At 33.7% G+C, this 17,543-nt stretch carries 16 protein-coding genes and 1 tRNA gene; 11 read left to right on the top strand and 6 right to left on the bottom strand.

The window, feature by feature from the left end; genetic code table 11:
• Nucleotides 1-95: 95 nt before the first annotated feature.
• From tamL to rpe, 11 genes are all read left to right on the top strand, one after another.
• Nucleotides 96-2,618, top strand: a complete 2,523-nt coding sequence (gene tamL, locus DU428_RS05025; protein ID WP_072349910.1) for a translocation and assembly module lipoprotein TamL — start codon at nucleotides 96-98, stop codon at nucleotides 2,616-2,618.
• 123 nt (nucleotides 2,619-2,741) lie between these two features.
• Nucleotides 2,742-3,809: a class II fructose-bisphosphate aldolase gene (gene fbaA, locus DU428_RS05020; RefSeq protein ID WP_072349911.1), complete on the top strand. Its 1,068-nt coding sequence runs from the start codon at nucleotides 2,742-2,744 to the stop codon at nucleotides 3,807-3,809.
• A gap of 282 nt (nucleotides 3,810-4,091) precedes the next feature.
• Entirely contained in the window at nucleotides 4,092-4,949 is an 858-nt protein-coding gene (gene accD / locus DU428_RS05015) for an acetyl-CoA carboxylase, carboxyltransferase subunit beta (RefSeq protein ID WP_113966241.1), read from the top strand.
• Nucleotides 4,950-5,050: 101 nt separating this feature from the next.
• A complete protein-coding gene (gene rpsO / locus DU428_RS05010) occupies nucleotides 5,051-5,320 on the top strand; it encodes a 30S ribosomal protein S15 (RefSeq protein WP_072349913.1) in 270 nt (89 codons plus the stop codon).
• A 193-nt stretch (nucleotides 5,321-5,513) separates the two neighbouring features.
• Nucleotides 5,514-7,751: a polyribonucleotide nucleotidyltransferase gene (locus DU428_RS05005; protein ID WP_113966240.1), complete on the top strand. Its 2,238-nt coding sequence runs from the start codon at nucleotides 5,514-5,516 to the stop codon at nucleotides 7,749-7,751.
• A 112-nt stretch (nucleotides 7,752-7,863) separates the two neighbouring features.
• Nucleotides 7,864-8,073 carry a hypothetical protein gene (locus tag DU428_RS05000; protein ID WP_072349915.1) on the top strand — a complete coding sequence of 70 codons (210 nt, stop codon included), beginning with the start codon at nucleotides 7,864-7,866 and terminating at the stop codon, nucleotides 8,071-8,073.
• A gap of 439 nt (nucleotides 8,074-8,512) precedes the next feature.
• Nucleotides 8,513-9,319 (top strand): pyrroline-5-carboxylate reductase, encoded by an 807-nt coding sequence (gene proC, locus DU428_RS04995; RefSeq protein ID WP_113966239.1) that lies wholly within the window; start codon nucleotides 8,513-8,515, stop codon nucleotides 9,317-9,319.
• 4 nt (nucleotides 9,320-9,323) lie between these two features.
• Entirely contained in the window at nucleotides 9,324-10,100 is a 777-nt protein-coding gene (gene proB, locus DU428_RS04990; protein WP_072350018.1) for a glutamate 5-kinase, read from the top strand.
• A 10-nt stretch (nucleotides 10,101-10,110) separates the two neighbouring features.
• Complete coding sequence (locus tag DU428_RS04985) at nucleotides 10,111-11,310, top strand: glutamate-5-semialdehyde dehydrogenase (protein WP_113966301.1); 1,200 nt, start codon at nucleotides 10,111-10,113, stop codon at nucleotides 11,308-11,310.
• A 236-nt stretch (nucleotides 11,311-11,546) separates the two neighbouring features.
• Nucleotides 11,547-12,410 carry a sigma-70 family RNA polymerase sigma factor gene (locus tag DU428_RS04980; protein WP_072349917.1) on the top strand — a complete coding sequence of 288 codons (864 nt, stop codon included), beginning with the start codon at nucleotides 11,547-11,549 and terminating at the stop codon, nucleotides 12,408-12,410.
• 222 nt (nucleotides 12,411-12,632) lie between these two features.
• Entirely contained in the window at nucleotides 12,633-13,295 is a 663-nt protein-coding gene (gene rpe / locus DU428_RS04975) for a ribulose-phosphate 3-epimerase (protein ID WP_072350019.1), read from the top strand.
• Nucleotides 13,296-13,393: 98 nt separating this feature from the next.
• On the opposite strand, the gene DU428_RS04970 is transcribed toward rpe, so the two are convergent.
• The 6 genes from DU428_RS04970 to DU428_RS04945 form a co-directional block, all read right to left on the bottom strand.
• A complete protein-coding gene (locus tag DU428_RS04970; protein ID WP_113966238.1) occupies nucleotides 13,394-15,052 on the bottom strand; it encodes a bifunctional metallophosphatase/5'-nucleotidase in 1,659 nt (552 codons plus the stop codon).
• Between the two features lie 2 nt (nucleotides 15,053-15,054).
• The gene (locus DU428_RS04965; RefSeq protein ID WP_113966237.1) at nucleotides 15,055-15,474 is read right to left on the bottom strand and encodes a DsrE family protein; all 420 of its coding nucleotides are present in this window, start codon (nucleotides 15,472-15,474) and stop codon (nucleotides 15,055-15,057) included.
• Between the two features lie 6 nt (nucleotides 15,475-15,480).
• Entirely contained in the window at nucleotides 15,481-15,879 is a 399-nt protein-coding gene (locus tag DU428_RS04960; protein ID WP_113966236.1) for a DoxX family protein, read from the bottom strand.
• Between the two features lie 121 nt (nucleotides 15,880-16,000).
• On the bottom strand, nucleotides 16,001-16,363 hold the full coding sequence (locus tag DU428_RS04955; RefSeq protein WP_123796485.1) for a hypothetical protein: 363 nt from the start codon (nucleotides 16,361-16,363) through the stop codon (nucleotides 16,001-16,003).
• 91 nt (nucleotides 16,364-16,454) lie between these two features.
• The gene (locus tag DU428_RS04950) at nucleotides 16,455-17,345 is read right to left on the bottom strand and encodes a zinc-dependent peptidase (protein ID WP_113966234.1); all 891 of its coding nucleotides are present in this window, start codon (nucleotides 17,343-17,345) and stop codon (nucleotides 16,455-16,457) included.
• Between the two features lie 121 nt (nucleotides 17,346-17,466).
• Nucleotides 17,467-17,540: transfer RNA gene (locus DU428_RS04945), tRNA-Arg, on the bottom strand.
• Nucleotides 17,541-17,543: the final 3 nt, after the last annotated feature.

Raw genomic sequence — 17,543 nt, 5'->3', positions numbered from 1 at the left:
AATGTATTTTTGAAACTAATTAGGGTTTGGCATACTAAAGTTGCACCTTTAAATTCATTTCAACAAAACTAGTATTAATTTATCATATAATATTCTTGAAATTACATCCTTTTAAAATAGTATTTCTTGTTTTTATAGCTGTATTTATTTCTTCTTGTAACACCATTAAAAGAGTTGGCAAGACAGAACACTTATTGGTTAATAATACTATTACTGTAAATGATAAAAAGAACAATACTGAGAGAATTAACAACCTTATAAGCCAAAAACCTAATAGGAAGATTCTTAAAGTACTTCCTCTAAAATTACATATATACAATCTAGCAAGACCGAATATAGATTCTATTGTTAACGAACAAATCAATAGAAATCCTAAAAGAAAGGCTAGAATGGAGCGTTTTTTATCTAAAAAACAATTAGATAAATATATTGAAGCAAAAGTTAGATTTAATGCTTGGTTAAAGAAAACTGGGGAAGCTCCAGTTATAATAAATGATGCTAAAACCGAAAAATCTTTAAGACATCTAGAAGCTTTTTATATTAACAACGGTTGGTTTAACGCAGAAGCTACTGCAAAAATAGATACCCTAGAAAACCAAAGAGCCACTATCAATTATACCGTAAAAACAGGAAAACCTTATTTTGTTGATACCTTAACAACCAGCATCGCATCCCCTGTTTTAGATTCCTTATACAAACTAAGCGAAAAGAACTCTTTCATTAAAAAAGAACAATATAAAACAACCACGTTTGAGCAAGAAAAAGACCGACTAACAGATTACTTTAGAAATTCTGGAGTATATCATTTTAGCCAAGATTATGTCTTTTTTGAAATGGACTCTATTGCGAACGACCATAAGGTAAAAGTAGATTTACAGATTAATAATAGAGTGGTAAGAAAACTAGATTCTAATTACCAAATTCCGTTTACAACCTATAAGGTAAAAGACGTGAATATTTTTACTACTAGCTCCTACGAAAACAGAAACAAAACCATAAGCGATACACTTTCATACAAAAACTACAACCTGTTTAGTATTGGAAAAATGCGTTTTAACCCAAAAGCCTTAACCGATGCTATTTTTATTACCCCAAACAATACTTTTAGAGATATAAATAGAACCAGAACCTATAGACACATAAGTAATTTAAAGACTTTTAAATATCCAGATATTGAGTATATAGAAAACAACGATTCTACGCTTACAGCCAATATTTATTTAACCCCTTTAAAGAAATTCAACCTTAGCTTTAGAGCCGAAGTTTCACAAAGTAACATTCAAACCGTTGGTTTTTCGCTAAACCCAAGTCTGTTAATGCGAAATGTTTTTAGAGGAGCCGAAACCTTAGAGCTTTCAGCTATTGGATCTATTGGATCTTCAAAGGATGCAGCAAACGACAGAGATCATTTCTTTGATATTAATGAAATTGGAGCAAATTTAAGATTAACCATCCCTAGATTACTCTCGCCTTTTAATACAGAGAGAATTATACCTAAGCACATGTTGCCTAGTACTAGAATTACTCTTTCTACTACAAGTCAAACAAATATTGGTCTAGACAAACAAACCCTTTCTGGAGTATTCAACTATAAATGGCTACCTAATAAAACAGCTACTCATAGATATGATGTATTCAACTTACAGTATGTAAGAAACTTGAACATTGCTAATTATTTTCAAGTTTATGAAACATCCTTTAACAACCTAAACAATATAGCTCAAGGCTTAAACTATACAGCAGACGGAAGCGATTTAAGCATCCCTACACAAACCAACCTATTCATTAATGATGTACTAAACGGAAACACTACATTAACTCCAGATGACCCAGACTTCAAATCGGTTTCTGCAATAAACGAAAGAAAAAACAGACTAACCGAAAACAACCTTATTATAGCTTCCAACTATAGTTATACGAAGGACAAACGTGAAAATCTATTTGATGAAACCTTCTCTATCTTTCGTTTTAAATTAGAATTAGCAGGAAACATCTTTTCTGCAGCAGCAAACACGCTTGGTTTAGAAAAAAATAACAACGACCAATACGAACTCTTTAACGTTGCCTTCTCGCAATATGTAAAAACAGAATTCGATTATATACGTCACTGGGACTTAGGAAAGAAAAACGTTCTAGCTGCTCGCGGATTTATAGGTATTGCTATTCCGTACGGAAACTCAAAAAACATCCCCTTCTCAAAGAGTTTCTTTGCAGGAGGAACTAACGACAACCGTGCATGGACAGCCTACAATCTTGGTCCAGGAAGCTCTAAAACTAATAACGAGTTTAACGAAGCCAACTTAAAAATAGCATTCAATTTTGAAAGCAGATTCAATATTTTTGGAGATGTAAACGGTGCTTTGTTCGTAGATGTAGGGAATATATGGAACGTACTTGACGATGTTGAAGACCCAAAAGCAACTTTCAATAATCTTTCTTCGCTTAAAGACATAGCTATAGGAACCGGTTTTGGTATAAGATATGATTTCGGTTTTGCAGTAGCAAGATTAGATTTAGGGTTTAAAACCTACAACCCTGCCCTTGAAGGTAACCGATGGCTAAAAAACTATAGCCTAAGCAAAGCTGTTTATAATATTGGTATAAACTATCCTTTTTGATACAGCTAATTTAAAATTTAGCACACCCCATTTCCCTCAAGAAAGCACAATTTTAATACAGATTATTTAAAAATTACGTACTTTTGAACAATCTAATAAATCAATAAGAAATAACATTTTAAAATGGCACATAATATAAAACCAGGAGTTGCAACAGGACGTGAAGTGCAAGAAATCTTTAAACTAGCTAAAGAAAAAGGATTTGCACTTCCAGCAGTAAACGTAGTTGGATCAAATAGTATTAATGGTGTTTTAGAAACAGCAGCAGCTTTAAACGCTCCAGTTATTATCCAATTCTCAAACGGAGGTGGAGTATTTAACGCAGGAAAAGGACTAAGTAACGACAACCAAAAAGCAGCTATAGCAGGTAGTGTTGCAGGGGCAAAACACGTGCATTTAATGGCGGAAGCTTATGGTGTTCCAGTAATTTTACATACAGATCACTGTGCAAAAAAACTACTTCCTTGGATTGACGGTTTATTAGATGCAAGTGAACAACACTTTAAAGAAACAGGAAAACCACTATACAGTTCTCACATGATTGATTTAAGTGAAGAGCCTATAGAGGAAAACATAGAAATCTGTAAACAATACCTAGCTAGAATGAGCAAAATGGGTATGACTCTAGAAATAGAATTAGGTATTACAGGTGGTGAAGAAGATGGTGTAGACAACTCAGATGTTGATGAGTCTAAACTTTATACGCAACCAGAAGAAGTAGCTTACGCATACGAAGAGCTAATCAAAGTTAGCGACCAATTCACTATTGCAGCAGCATTCGGAAACGTACACGGAGTTTACAAACCAGGAAACGTAAAATTAACTCCAAAAATCTTAAAGAATTCTCAAGAATTCCTTTCAAAAAAACACAATTTACCACACAATCATATTGATTTTGTATTCCACGGTGGTTCCGGTTCTTCTCTAGAAGAAATTAGAGAAGCAATTAGCTACGGAGTTATAAAAATGAATATTGACACAGACATGCAATATGCATTTATGACTGGCGTAAGAGATTATATGGATGAGAAAAAAGACTACCTACAATCACAAATTGGTAATCCAGAAGGTCCAGATTCTCCAAACAAAAAACATTACGACCCACGTGTTTGGTTACGTAAAGGGGAGCAATCGTTTGTGGAGCGTTTAAAACAAGCTTTCGAAGATTTAAACAACGTGAATACTTTATAATATAATAAGGGCGTTACCTAAAGGTCGCGCTTTCGGCAATCGCTTTTTTAATTATTGCCTTTCTTATTGTAAAGGCAATAATTAAAAAGAGCTCCAACAAAGCCTCAATCGCTAACGCAAACTAAAGCTATTCCTTATTTATAGTACAAGCAGAATACTTAGTAGCGTCAATTTTTGAGGGATATTGATAAAAAGATTATTTTTGTCGGCTTCTAGTTTGTAAATTCGTTAAAAGAATTTCAAGCGCAAAGCAAAAAAACATAAAAACAAAACCTATAATAAATGGCTTGGTTTAAAAGAAAAGAAAAAGGTATTACTACCTCAACACAAGAGAAAAAGGACACACCAAAAGGGTTGTGGTACAAATCTCCAACAGGAAAAATAGTAGATGCCAAAGAATTAGAGCAAAACTTCTACGTAAGTCCAGAAGACGGTTATCATGTAAGAATTGGTAGTAATGAATATTTCCAAATTTTATTCGATGACAATAACTTTAAAGAGTTAGATACTAAATTAGAGTCTAAAGACCCTTTAAAATTTGAAGACACTAAAAAATACCCAGAACGTTTAAAAGCTGCTCAAGAAAAAACCAAACTTAAAGATGCTGTTCGTACAGCGGTTGGTAAATCTAAAGGTAAAGACCTAGTTGTAGCTTGTATGGATTTCAGCTTTATTGGTGGATCTATGGGTTCTGTTGTAGGAGAAAAAATTGCACGTGCTGCAGACTATTCTCTAAAGAACAAAATTCCATTCATGATCATATCAAAATCTGGTGGAGCAAGAATGATGGAAGCAGCATTATCATTAATGCAATTAGCTAAAACTTCTGTAAAACTTGCACAATTAGCAGATGCAGGTATTCCATATATTTCATTATGTACAGATCCTACTACAGGAGGAACAACAGCTTCTTTCGCTATGCTAGGTGACATCAACATTAGTGAACCTGGAGCATTAATTGGTTTTGCAGGACCTAGAATTGTAAGAGATACTACAGGAAAAGAACTTCCAGAAGGATTTCAAACATCAGAATTCTTACTTGAACATGGTTTCTTAGACTTTATTACACATCGTAAACACTTAAAAGACAAAGTAAACCAATACATTGATTTAATTACAAATCAGCCAGTAAGAGCGTAAAGATTTAAAATAATTTAGTTTTTAATAATTTTTAATTACTATATTTGCCGATCGGAAGATAATCTTTCGTGTACATAAAAATCATTTACAAAAATATTAGCATGTATTTAGATCAAAAAGCAAAAGAAGAATTATTTAAAAAACACGGTGGTAGTGCAAAAAATACTGGTTCTCCAGAAGGACAAATTGCATTATTTACAGAAAGAATTAACCACTTAACTGAGCACTTAAAAAGAAACCGTAAAGATTTCAACACTGAGCGTTCATTAGTGAAATTAGTAGGTAAACGTCGTGCTTTACTTGATTACTTAACTAAGAAAGATGTCTTAAGATATCGTGCTATAGTGAAAGAATTAGGGTTAAGAAAATAATCACAATATTAAGAGGCTTCGCGCCTCTTTTTTTGTTTTTATAACAACTCATTCGGAAGAGTCTAAAAGCCGTAAAATAAGAAGCTTATTACAGTTTTTCATTGGTCCAAACAACAACTACACAACAACACAACGACCATTGTTTAACATTGTTCTAGTCAGCAATAATGGGCTAGAATTTAGAATTAAAATTATGATTCCAAAAGTATTTAAAGAGGTCATAGACCTTGGTGATGGAAGAGAAATCTCTATCGAAACCGGAAAATTAGCAAAACAAGCGCATGGTAGCGTTGTAGTGCGATCTGGAAAATGTATGTTACTATGTACTGTTGTTTCCAATTACAAACAATCTGATGTTGACTTTTTACCGTTAACTGTAGATTACAGAGAAAAATTTGCTGCCTCAGGGCGTTACCCAGGCGGTTTCTTCAAAAGAGAAGCAAGACCTAGTGATGGTGAAGTATTGACAATGCGTTTAGTAGACAGAGTTCTACGTCCGTTATTCCCAAAAGATTACCACGCAGAAACACAAGTAATGATTCAGTTAATGTCTCATGACGAAGACGTGATGCCAGACGCTATGGCTGGATTAGCTGCTTCTGCTGCAATTCAATTATCAGATTTCCCTTTTGAATGTCCAATCTCTGAAGCAAGAGTTGGTCGTATTAATGGCGAATTCATTATCAACCCAACACGTGCGCAATTGTTAGAGTCTGACATCGATATGATGATTGGAGCTTCTGCCGATTCAGTTATGATGGTTGAAGGTGAAATGGATGAGATTTCTGAAGAAGAAATGGCGGAAGCTATTAAGTTTGCTCACGAAGCAATTAAAGAACAATGTGCTGCTCAAGTAAGATTAGCAGAAGCATTCGGAAAGAAAGAAGTTCGTGAATACGCTCCAGAAAGAACAGACGAAGATTTAGCGAAGAAAATTCGTGATATGGCTTATGATAAAGTGTATGCAATTGCAAAAGCTGGATCTGCTAAACATGAAAGAAGCGCTGCATTCGATGCAATCAAAGAAGAAATTAAAGCTACTTTCAGCGAAGAAGAATTAGAAGACTTCGGTGGAATGGTTTCAAAATATTACTACCAAGCTGAAAAAGAAGCTATTCGAGATCTAACCTTAAACGAAGGTTTACGTTTAGATGGTAGAAAAACTGATGAGATTAGACCAATATGGTGTGAGGTAGATTATTTACCATCTACACACGGTTCTGCAATCTTTACACGTGGAGAAACGCAAGCATTAGCAACAGTTACTCTAGGTACATCAAGAGAAGCAAACCAAATAGATATGCCATCTTACGAAGGTGAAGAGCGTTTCTATTTACATTATAACTTCCCTCCTTTCTCAACAGGTGAGGCAAGACCAATTCGTGGAACATCTCGTCGTGAGATCGGACATGGTAACTTAGCACAACGTGCACTTAAAGGAATGGTTCCAGACGATAGCCCTTACACAGTAAGAGTTGTTTCTGAAATCTTAGAATCTAACGGTTCTTCTTCTATGGCAACAGTTTGTGCAGGTACAATGGCACTTATGGATGCTGGTGTGCAATTAATTAAGCCAGTTTCTGGTATTGCTATGGGATTAATTTCTGATGGTAATTCGGGAAAATACGCGGTATTGTCTGATATCTTAGGTGATGAAGATCATTTAGGTGATATGGACTTTAAAGTAACTGGTACTGCAGATGGTATTACTGCTTGTCAAATGGATATTAAAGTAAAAGGATTGTCTTACGAAATTTTAGTGAATGCACTAAAACAAGCTCGTGACGGTCGTTTACATATCTTAAACAAGATTACAGAAACTATCGATAAGCCAAATGCTGAAGTTAAAGAACACGCTCCTACAATGGTAACTAGACGTATTCCTAACGAATTCATTGGTGCTTTAATCGGACCTGGTGGAAAAGTAATTCAGGAAATGCAAAAAGAAACCGATACAACCATCGTTATTAACGAAGACCCTGTAACGGAAGAAGGTATTGTAGAAATTTTAGGTGTTGGTAAAAAAGGAATTGATGCTGTTTTAGCAAAAATAGATTCTTTATTATTCAAACCAGAAGTGGGTAGCATTTACGAAGTAAAAGTAATTAAAATGTTAGATTTTGGTGCTGTTGTAGAATATACACAAGCTCCAGGAAACGAAGTTTTATTACACGTATCTGAATTAGCTTGGGAACGTACAGAAAATGTATCGGATGTAGTAAACATGGGCGATGTATTTGATGTGAAATACTTCGGTATCGATTCTAGAACTCGTAAAGAAAAAGTTTCTCGTAAAGCTATCTTACCAAAACCAGAAGGTTTTAAAGAAAGAGCTCCAAGAGAAGATAACCGTTCTAACGGACGTGACAACAGAGGTAGAGACAATCGTAACAACAAACGTGACGATAGAAAACCAAGAGAAAATAACTAATTAATTTTCTTTATATAATGAAGACCTCGCAAGAAATTGCGAGGTTTTTTTGTTTCAAGACGCAACCTTTTGAAATTTTACAGACTATAGGTAAATACCTAAAGTCAAAATCATGAAAAACACACTTCCTAAATTCTATTTATTCTTATTAATAACTCTTGCGCTTACAACTTGCAGCACAAATGACGACAACATTGAAGAAGTAAATAATGAAGAATTAAAAGGAAACCTTCAAGATTGTGTAGAAGAACTAGAGTTAATAGAAGCAGAAGAATGCATACAATTAATACAAACTGCATTTAAAAAGTTGGCTTTACACTAAAAACTATCCTTAAATATAGATGCTGTATTCAAATATCAACTAATGAGTTTAGATAATAAAAACAGTAATTACAATCCTTTTATTCTTGGTTTACAATCTGGACTAACGTACAAATTCTAGAAAAACAGATTCTAAAAAAGAATTTATTTTCAAACACAAACATCTTATAATTTATTTAGTATAACTATTTACTTATAAGCAACTTCACTTCTTTAGACTAAAAACCACTGAAAATGAGCACTTTTCAGCAGTTTCCACAAGAATAAGCACTAAATAATCCGCAACAATATTTAGTCATAATTGTTAATCTGTTAAAAATTTGCGCAAAAACACCCATAAATTAGTAATTCTTAAAAATTACCCTGCTTTTATTTAGTAAAATTCAATCTTTTTCTTATAATACTAATAGGATTATTTAAATAATTAAAAAAACACAAGAATGAAAGTATTAGTTATCGGAGCAGGAAATATGGGTTTAACCTATTCAGAAGGAATGGCAACATCCTCCTTTTTAGGAAAACAAAAACTGAAGATATACGATACAGATCCAAAAAAAATCGAACAATTAAAAAAAGAACCACATTTTGAAGTATATGATTCTCTAGATAACTGCTTACCAAAAGCAGATATTATTTTTGTAGCAGTTAAGCCATACCACAGTGAAAGTCTATTTGAAGAAATGGCTCCTAAAATACATGGCCACCAAATTATAGTTTCACTTATGGCCGGAGTAACTATTGAAACAATTAAAGAGCAACTTGGTGCTAAAAAAATAGTTAGAGCAATGCCTAACTTACCAGCAAAAGTTGGAAAAGGAGTTACCTCTTATACCGCATCGGAAGATGTTTCTAAAGTAGAACTTATTATGGTTCGAAATTTATTAGACACTACAGGAACTTCTATTCATGTAGATACCGAAAAATTTATTGACGCTTCTACAGGTATTTCGGGAAGCGGACCAGCTTATGTATTTTACTTCATGCAATCTATGCTAGAAGCTGCATTAAAAATGGGCTTCTCAGACAACGATTCTAAGATACTAGTAGCAAACACCTTCGAAGGAGCAATCGAACTCTTTAATCAGTCTAATATCACGCCAGAATCATGGATAGACCGAGTAGCTTCAAAAGGTGGAACCACACAAGCAGCCATAGACTCTATGGAAGACAATAATGTTAAACAACTCATTCAAGATGCTGCTTATGCCGCATTTGATAGAGCAATAGAATTAGGAAAAGAAAAATAAAATGATGGACGACGACATTAAGCGCGTAGTAGTAAAAGTAGGAACAAACGTATTAACAAATAAAGATAACAGAATATTAGGACCTGTTTTAAGAGAATTAGTCCGCCAAATAGCCGTGTTATACGAACGCGACATCATGGTGGTTTTAGTTTCCTCTGGTTCCTCCATTGCTGGTAAAGAAGTAGTAGGTAAGCTTAATATCACAGACAAATCTATAAGAAGACAAGTCTACTCTGCTGTTGGACAACCTCGAATGATGCGTCACTATTACAGTCTTTTTCATGATTACGGAATGCGATGTGCACAAGTATTGGCAACAAAACGAGATTTTGACCCAGGGAAACATCGTGAAAACATGATTAACTGCTACGAAGGTTTATTATCAGAAGGTATTATTCCTATAGCAAACGAAGATGATGCCGTTTCTGTAACCATGTCTATGTTTACAGACAATGATGAGTTAGCTAGTCTAATTGCTAAATTAATTGATGCAGATAGATTAATCATATTATCAGACACCGATGGTTTATACACTGGGCATCCAGACGACGAAGATTCTGTAAAAATCAAAGAGGTTACCTACGATCAAGATGTAGAACAATATGTTAAAGCTTCTGGTAAAAAAGAAGGAGAAGGTCGTGGAGGCATGGCTTCAAAATTACGTATTGCCAAAGGAACAGCAAAAAAGAATATTCCAACGTACATAGCAAATGGGAAACGTGAAAACGTAATTGTTGACATTATTGACAACAAAGAAGTTGGAACAAAATTTATTCACTAAAAAGAAAAACATGGAATTATTACATACAGATAAAAAAAATAACGTTCTAAATGCAATGATAAATATTATTGACAGAGAACGTAAAAATATAATAAAAGCAAACCAACAGGACTTAGATGCTTTCAATAAAGACGATCAAGCCTTATACGACCGTTTAGTGGTGAATGAAGCCAAAGTAGACGGCATGATTCAGGCTATTAAGGAAGTGCGTGATCAAGAAGATCCTGTTGGAGCAACCATTTCTGATATGACATTAGATAGTGGTTTACAAATTACCAACAAAACAGCTCCTTTTGGAACGATTATGATTATATACGAATCGCGTCCAGATGTTACTATAGAAGCTGCTGTTTTAGCTTTTAAAGCCAACAACAAAATTTTACTAAAAGGAGGAAAAGAAGCTATTAATAGTAACCTTATTTTAGAAAAATGCTGGCACGAAGCGTTAGAAGAAAACGGTTTAACTAAAGATTGGATTAGATTACTACATCTAAAAAGAGAAGAAACTCAAGAATTTTTAAGAAACCCAACCGAAAAAATAGACTTGATTGTACCACGTGGTGGCGAACGTTTAATTAAATTCGTAAAAGATCACGCTAGCTGTGCTGTATTAATTTCTGGTCGTGGAAACAACTTTTTATATGTTTCTAAACTTGCAGATTGGGAAAAAGCAATAAAAGTAATTATTAATGCAAAAACAGATAAAATCTCCGGTTGTAATGCTTTAGACAATGTGCTGATAGATAAAAATATTTCAGATTACGAAGCTAAAGTCGAAGAGCTTCAAAAAACATTAAACCATGTAGGCGTTTCATTAGTAGTAGATAAAAAAATCGGTCAGATTTTAAAAGATGAAACACAAATTCCTAGTGAAGACACTTGGTACGAAGAGTTTCTTGCAATGAAACTTTTAGTTGCAGAAGTAGATGGTTTAGAAGAAGCTATTAAGATGATTAATAAATATTCTGGAGGACACTCCTCTTCTATCTTAACAGAAAACAACGAAGAAGCTGCTACATTTATGGAGCAAATAGATAGTGCTGCAGTTTACCATAATGCCTCAACACGATTTACCGATGGTGGACAAATGGGTGTTGGTGCAGAGTTAGCTATTAGTACCGATAAGTTACACCACCGCGGACCTTTAGGCTTAAAACAACTGGTTACAAATAAATATTATGTTTTTGGTGACGGCCACGTAAGAGTGTAATACAATATTTAAATAATTCACAACCGGCATTGGGTTCTAAGAATCCAATGCCGGTTTTTATTATATACTGTTTATATTGCTAAAAACACATTTATTCAAAACTTTCAATTGTCTCGCAACCAACATATTACACAGCATTCAAAATAAAGTTCATATATTTTGTAACATTTATTGCTATTCCTCCGTATAACTATATAGAACGTTTTATTCACACTTAATTTACACGAGAACTTTAGATGAGACAACTTAAAATTACCAAGCAGGTTACCAACCGTGAGACCGCATCATTAGATAAATATCTACAAGAAATAGGAAAAGTTGACTTAATTACAGCAGACGAAGAAGTAGAATTAGCACAACGTATCAAAGCAGGAGATCAAGTTGCTTTAGAGAAGTTGACAAAGGCTAACTTACGTTTCGTTGTATCTGTAGCTAAGCAATACCAAAACCAAGGTTTAACATTACCTGATTTAATTAACGAAGGTAACTTAGGTCTTATTAAAGCGGCACAACGTTTTGATGAAACTCGTGGTTTTAAATTTATATCCTATGCTGTTTGGTGGATTAGACAATCTATTTTACAAGCATTAGCAGAACAATCTAGAATTGTACGTTTACCATTAAACAAAATTGGTTCTATTAACAAGATTAATAAAACATTCGCATTTTTAGAACAAGCACACGAGCGTCCGCCAAGTGCAGAAGAAATTGCAAAAGAATTAGATATGACTATTAACGATGTTAAGGAGTCTATGAAAAATTCAGGTCGTCACGTAAGTATGGATGCTCCTTTAGTAGAAGGGGAAGATTCTAACCTATATGATGTATTAAACTCTGGTGAGTCTCCAAACCCAGATAAAGATTTATTACACGAATCTTTACGTACAGAAATAGAGCGTGCACTAGAAACTTTAACACCTCGTGAAGCAGATGTTATTCGTTTATACTTTGGTTTAGGAAACCAACACCCAATGACTTTAGAGGAAATTGGTGAAACTTTCGATTTAACTCGTGAGCGTGTAAGACAAATTAAAGAAAAAGCTATTCGTAGATTAAAACATACGTCTAGAAGTAAAATATTAAAAACGTATTTAGGATAGGTTTTTAAACACAACAAACAGTTACAGGTTTTCGCTTTCGCGGAAATTATACTGTTCGTTTTTTGATTGATGAAAGAAGCCAGAGCTGATTACTCTGGCTTCATTCATTTAATAAACTCCCACTTCCAACAGTAGTTTTGTTTTGAAAAACTGAGGGCTCAAAACTTCTTCTTGAAAACAGATGTTTTATCTATCTTTGCAAAAACAAACAACAACACAACAATGAACTCAAAACTAATTGCACCATCCATGTTGGCTGCCGACTTTGGTAACCTACAACGAGATACAGAAATGGTTAATAATAGTGATGCAGATTGGTTTCATATTGATGTAATGGACGGACATTTTGTTCCGAATATATCATACGGAATGCCAGTTATTCAAGCTATAAAAAAACACGCTACCAAACCATTAGATGTACATTTAATGATTGAAAAACCAGAGCGTTATATTGAAGAATTTGCTAAAGTAGGCGCAGACATCATAACCGTGCACTACGAATCTACAGTACATTTACACAGAACGCTTACACAAATTGAAGATGCTGGCTGCAAAGCCGGAGTGGTTTTAAACCTAACAACTCCAGTTTCTGTTTTAGAAGATATTTTACCAAAATGTTATATGGTACTACTTATGTCTATTAATCCTGGATTTGGCGGACAAAAATTTGAAGATATCACTTACGACAGAGTTAAGAAACTTCGTAGAATGATAGACGAAAGAGGTCTAGATACAAGAATAGAAATTGATGGTGGTGTTACCGATAAAAACATTAAACAACTAGTAGAAGCAGGAGCAGATACTTTTGTTGCAGGTAGCCACGTTTTTAAAAGCGAAGATCAAACCAAAACAATTGCTACACTAAAAACATTAGCTAATTCTTAATATAACATAAGAAAGCTTTATATAAAGAAAAGCCATATCTGAATCTTCACAGATATGGCTTTTTTATTGTAGCTAACTTGTATTTATATTTAAGTAACTTATTGAAATTTATAATTGGTTCCAGGAACGGTTGAAAAGGAATTCACCCCTAGGAACTCACAATACGCTCTTCCATCTATTGTAGGAGAAATAGGAGAATGCTTTTGAAGATACTCTTCTACCACTTCATGAATGGTATAATCTTTTACTTCCACATCTTTTACATTTGCCATTCTACATAAATTATCTATTGGGTCTCCAGGACGAACACATGCAGAAATAGTATAATATTCTGCATCTTGCATTGGCTCTCCTTTTACAGTAACAGAAGTAATTCTTTCTCCTTTATTATTCTGACTATTAAACTGTACTTCCATTCCAGAAAATCGAACCAACCAACCACCAAAACGCTCCATTGGATTTTGAGACAAAGCGTTATGCATTTCCTTTTCTAACCAATCTTTAATTTGTTTCCCTGTAGCTTTACCTGTTTTTACTGGCTCATTTACAGGAAGCAAATTCCATAAATTAGCTCTAGTAATAGCTGCTGGTTTTCCATCATGAGGAACTATAGGGTTTCCAAATCTAAATCCATTAGAAATAGATATATCTGCACCTGTTTTCCAACGAGCAGCATCTGTAATCATATTATCCATAGGGTTTTCTACCGTTAAATACCTATAAATAGGAGTCGTTGTATACCCCACTACAGTTTCTAAATATTCTTTATAAGGAGCTTTCGCAGTATCAACTAAGTCTTGAATTTTCTTATCAGCCGGATACACTTCTGGATCTACATCTAAAAGCTCATAATCATCTCCCACAAGCTTTCCCTTAACAAAATGAAGTGTTAGCTTTCCTACAAACGAACCAAAGGCTCCAGGCTCTGTAACCTTTGCGTATTTACCTTGAATAAGTTCGCGAACGCGTTCATGTGTATCGTTTCCTAAAATATAATCTACATTTTCTGCAATTGGATTACTAGCTAGTTCAACCTGTTTAAAAATTCCAATATGAGTAACCAAAAACATAACATCTACATTTTCCTTTACTTTGATATCATCAATCTGCTTCTTTAACGCTGAATCCAGTCCGCTAAAGCGAATCCCTTTACTAAAAATAGGATTTTGTCTTACCGGTACATCAGGATCGTTTACCCCCACAAAACCTAGACGTACTCCTTCTATTTCCTTTACCCAATAAGATGGAAACAAAGGCACTTCATTTTCATCATGATACATGTTCTGTACGATAACTTCTGTATCATAGTCTTTCATTACATCCATCATAATATCTTTTCCATATACTACTTCCCAGTTTCCTGGTATAATAACATCGTAACCCATGTTTTTAATTACTTCTGGCATTACTTTTCCTTCTGATAAAGCAGCATAACCACTACCTTGAATTAAGTCTCCACCATCAACAATTATGGTGCGATTCGGATTTTTATCACGCTCTTCATCAAATAGTGTTTTAATATTTGCTAGTCCGCCACGATCTTTAAAAACCACTTGATCATTCTCCCAAAATAATTCTGGGTGCGTATCTAACTGTCCGTGAATATCTGCTGTTTGCAGAATAGTAATACTTAAAGTATCTTTTTCTGTAATATTACTTTTTTCTGTAGGTGATTTTTCGCTTTTACAAGAAACCGAAACTACTAGAATTCCTAAAAGACAAAAAGCTGCCAGTATATTTTTCTTTATTGTTATCATCTTTATAATGTTATGCTTTTATATCCTTGCTTTTGCAATTGAAGATTATGAAGTATGCCATTTTCTATTATTTTTAATTCCGTTGGCACCTTTGATTTGTCTACATTAAATTTATTTAAAGAAAAACCACAGGCAATTAGCTTCACTCCGACATTTTGAGCACGTTTAATATGCTTTCTCATAATTTCCTTATCTGTTATCGCTCCAATTTCTTTTCCGCAGATAACCACTTGAAAATCGCCAAAGGAATCTCCATCCTCTGCCTTAAGTGCTTCGGCAGCCAAAATTATAGGTTGTAATTGTGGAACCTTCTTTGTTAAAACCACATAATTGTTTTTATTAAAATCTACTTCTTGTGCTTTTAAATTTGCTGATGCAAACAAAGTGATTAAAAATAGAAAGCTAAAAATATATTTTTTCATTGTTATTTATTTTAAAAGTTTTTCGGTATTATTCATTATAAAAAATGTGAGTCCGCCTAATATGGCAATATTTTTAAAAAGTGGCCCAAGGGTTGCTGTTTGCCCTACTTGAATTGTTAAGGTAATAGGTATTAATACGGCAACTAAAACCATTGCTGCCCACTTAGTTTTATAGCCTATTAAAAATAGTAATCCAGCTATGAGCATAACAAGCCCAGACAGAATTACTAATAGCTGAGGATCTCCAAAAAAATATGCTATCCCTTTAAAACTAGCTTTATCTATACGTTGCGCTGTTTTTTCAACATGTAGCAAGTGATTTGCACTAGCTATAAGAAATATACCACTGAGCGCAATACGTAATATATGTATTGAAACTCGGCTTATAGGAACATTTGTTCTCATTATAAGATTATTAAGAATGTGTGATAAAATTAGATGTCTTTACGAAAAAGCAATTTGTTTTAAATATCTATGGAAAACAAAAAGCAACGAAAGCATCTTATAAATTGTCGCGAAGAGTAGATTAAACCAACCTAGGAGGCGGAGAGAGTTTCTCTAAATAAAGAAAACGTAACTCTGAAGTGAGGTAATCATTAAAAGCCGAAAAAGCTTCTATAGAATGAAACTTCCATGAAAACAGTTCGATGGAAAACTGTGAAGTGCATATACTAGCAAATACAATATTTTGTGAATCTGAAAAATTGTCTTGCTGGTAATTTGTTTCGGTATTAGAGTTTTTTAATTTGTTTTTCTTCTTACAATACTTGTTAACGAATGACAGATCATTGGCATTAAAAACAAAACTCAAAGCATTAGCATCTACCACAAGGAATTTCCCCATGAAAACGGTAAGCATTATTATTGCGATGTAAGATTTTAAACTCATACGAAATTCAAAAATAGAATAATTATGTATTTCTATTTGTAACCTTTGTTACTTAAGTTGCTTAACAGCTTTCCATTTAAAGTTATTTTTGTTAATAGCCAGCAAAATAGAAGTTGAGCATTTCTTTTACTTTCTTATAAATTTTTGGAAACTTAGATCGAAATTCACTAGGTGTTTCCACAAAGTTTTCTGCTATGACCGAAATAAATTCAAAATGATTTTCAAATGCATATTCTCTAAAATACCCAGAGCTTATTAGTTTTTCTTTTAAAGCTTCATTATTATCTAACATATGCGTTAGCTCATAAAAAGAGTCTAAAAAGATTGCTGCACTAGTGCTATATCTTCTAGATTTTAAAAAAGTAAAATGTAAAGCGTGAATAAACTCATGAACACCTAAGTTTAAATTATCATCGCTAATTTTGTATCCTTTTAAAAAGTCTTCCCAAGAAAAAACCAAGGCTTTATATGCTGGGTTGAATTCTCCTTTATGTTTTTGTTTATTGATAGTAGAATAATATTCTCTAGGGTATAAAATTACTTTATCAATGCTTTCTATTTTATAATTCCTAAACCCAAAAGTGATTTTTGCAGCAGTTGCAGCGATTAAAACTTTCATTTTTTTAGTAACATCCATATCGTTACCAATAAACTGCCAAGAGTTTAAATAGTAATACAAGCGGTGCTCAAAGTTCTTTTTTTCTGAAGTTGTTAATCTGTTATAAAAATCAAATTCTTTTTTAAGAATAAGTCTTTCTTCTTTAGTTACCGTTTTTCTAATAAGGTAAAAATGCGTGTAAAATTGTTGCTTAGTAAAGTATTCCACGCGAGCCATTTCAAAGAAATTGAAAATGCCTCGAAAGACTACAAAGGCAACAAGAACAGCTGTAATTAAAACTAAAGTAAGCAGAATAATAATAAACACCAAAGGAGGCTCTTGCTCTTGAAGCAAACTTATTGTCTTTAGTGTAATATGAATCATCTAGTAGTTTTATATCTTTTGCTTTGTGTTTGAATGCTCTTTAGATTAAAACAAACCTACAAAGTACTTACATAAAAAAACGCTCAAGAAACCTCGGCGTTTTTTTCTTAATAATTATTTGTGACCGCGAAGGGATTCGAACCCCCAACCCTCAGAGCCGAAATCTGATATTCTATCCAGTTGAACTACGCAGCCATT

The sequence above is a fragment of the Oceanihabitans sediminis genome (assembly GCF_003337215.1).
GTDB lineage: Bacteria > Bacteroidota > Bacteroidia > Flavobacteriales > Flavobacteriaceae > Oceanihabitans > Oceanihabitans sediminis.
Note: the sequence above shows the minus strand (reverse complement) of the source record. Positions and strands in the feature narration are given on the sequence as shown.

Bases quoted from the DNA above. Each gene is read 5' to 3' on its own strand.
- DU428_RS04955 (WP_123796485.1), bottom strand. From the start codon at position 16,363: ATGAGTTTAAAATCTTACATCGCAATAATAATGCTTACCGTTTTCATG.
- fbaA (WP_072349911.1), top strand. From the start codon at position 2,742: ATGGCACATAATATAAAACCAGGAGTTGCAACAGGACGTGAAGTGCAA.
- DU428_RS05000 (WP_072349915.1), top strand. From the start codon at position 7,864: ATGAAAAACACACTTCCTAAATTCTATTTATTCTTATTAATAACTCTT.
- rpsO (WP_072349913.1), top strand. From the start codon at position 5,051: ATGTATTTAGATCAAAAAGCAAAAGAAGAATTATTTAAAAAACACGGT.
- rpe (WP_072350019.1), top strand. From the start codon at position 12,633: ATGAACTCAAAACTAATTGCACCATCCATGTTGGCTGCCGACTTTGGT.
- proB (WP_072350018.1), top strand. From the start codon at position 9,324: ATGGACGACGACATTAAGCGCGTAGTAGTAAAAGTAGGAACAAACGTA.
- DU428_RS04950 (WP_113966234.1), bottom strand. From the start codon at position 17,345: ATGATTCATATTACACTAAAGACAATAAGTTTGCTTCAAGAGCAAGAG.
- proC (WP_113966239.1), top strand. From the start codon at position 8,513: ATGAAAGTATTAGTTATCGGAGCAGGAAATATGGGTTTAACCTATTCA.
- DU428_RS04985 (WP_113966301.1), top strand. From the start codon at position 10,111: ATGGAATTATTACATACAGATAAAAAAAATAACGTTCTAAATGCAATG.
- DU428_RS04970 (WP_113966238.1), bottom strand. From the start codon at position 15,052: ATGATAACAATAAAGAAAAATATACTGGCAGCTTTTTGTCTTTTAGGA.
- DU428_RS05005 (WP_113966240.1), top strand. From the start codon at position 5,514: ATGATTCCAAAAGTATTTAAAGAGGTCATAGACCTTGGTGATGGAAGA.
- DU428_RS04980 (WP_072349917.1), top strand. From the start codon at position 11,547: ATGAGACAACTTAAAATTACCAAGCAGGTTACCAACCGTGAGACCGCA.
- accD (WP_113966241.1), top strand. From the start codon at position 4,092: ATGGCTTGGTTTAAAAGAAAAGAAAAAGGTATTACTACCTCAACACAA.
- DU428_RS04965 (WP_113966237.1), bottom strand. From the start codon at position 15,474: ATGAAAAAATATATTTTTAGCTTTCTATTTTTAATCACTTTGTTTGCA.
- DU428_RS04960 (WP_113966236.1), bottom strand. From the start codon at position 15,879: ATGAGAACAAATGTTCCTATAAGCCGAGTTTCAATACATATATTACGT.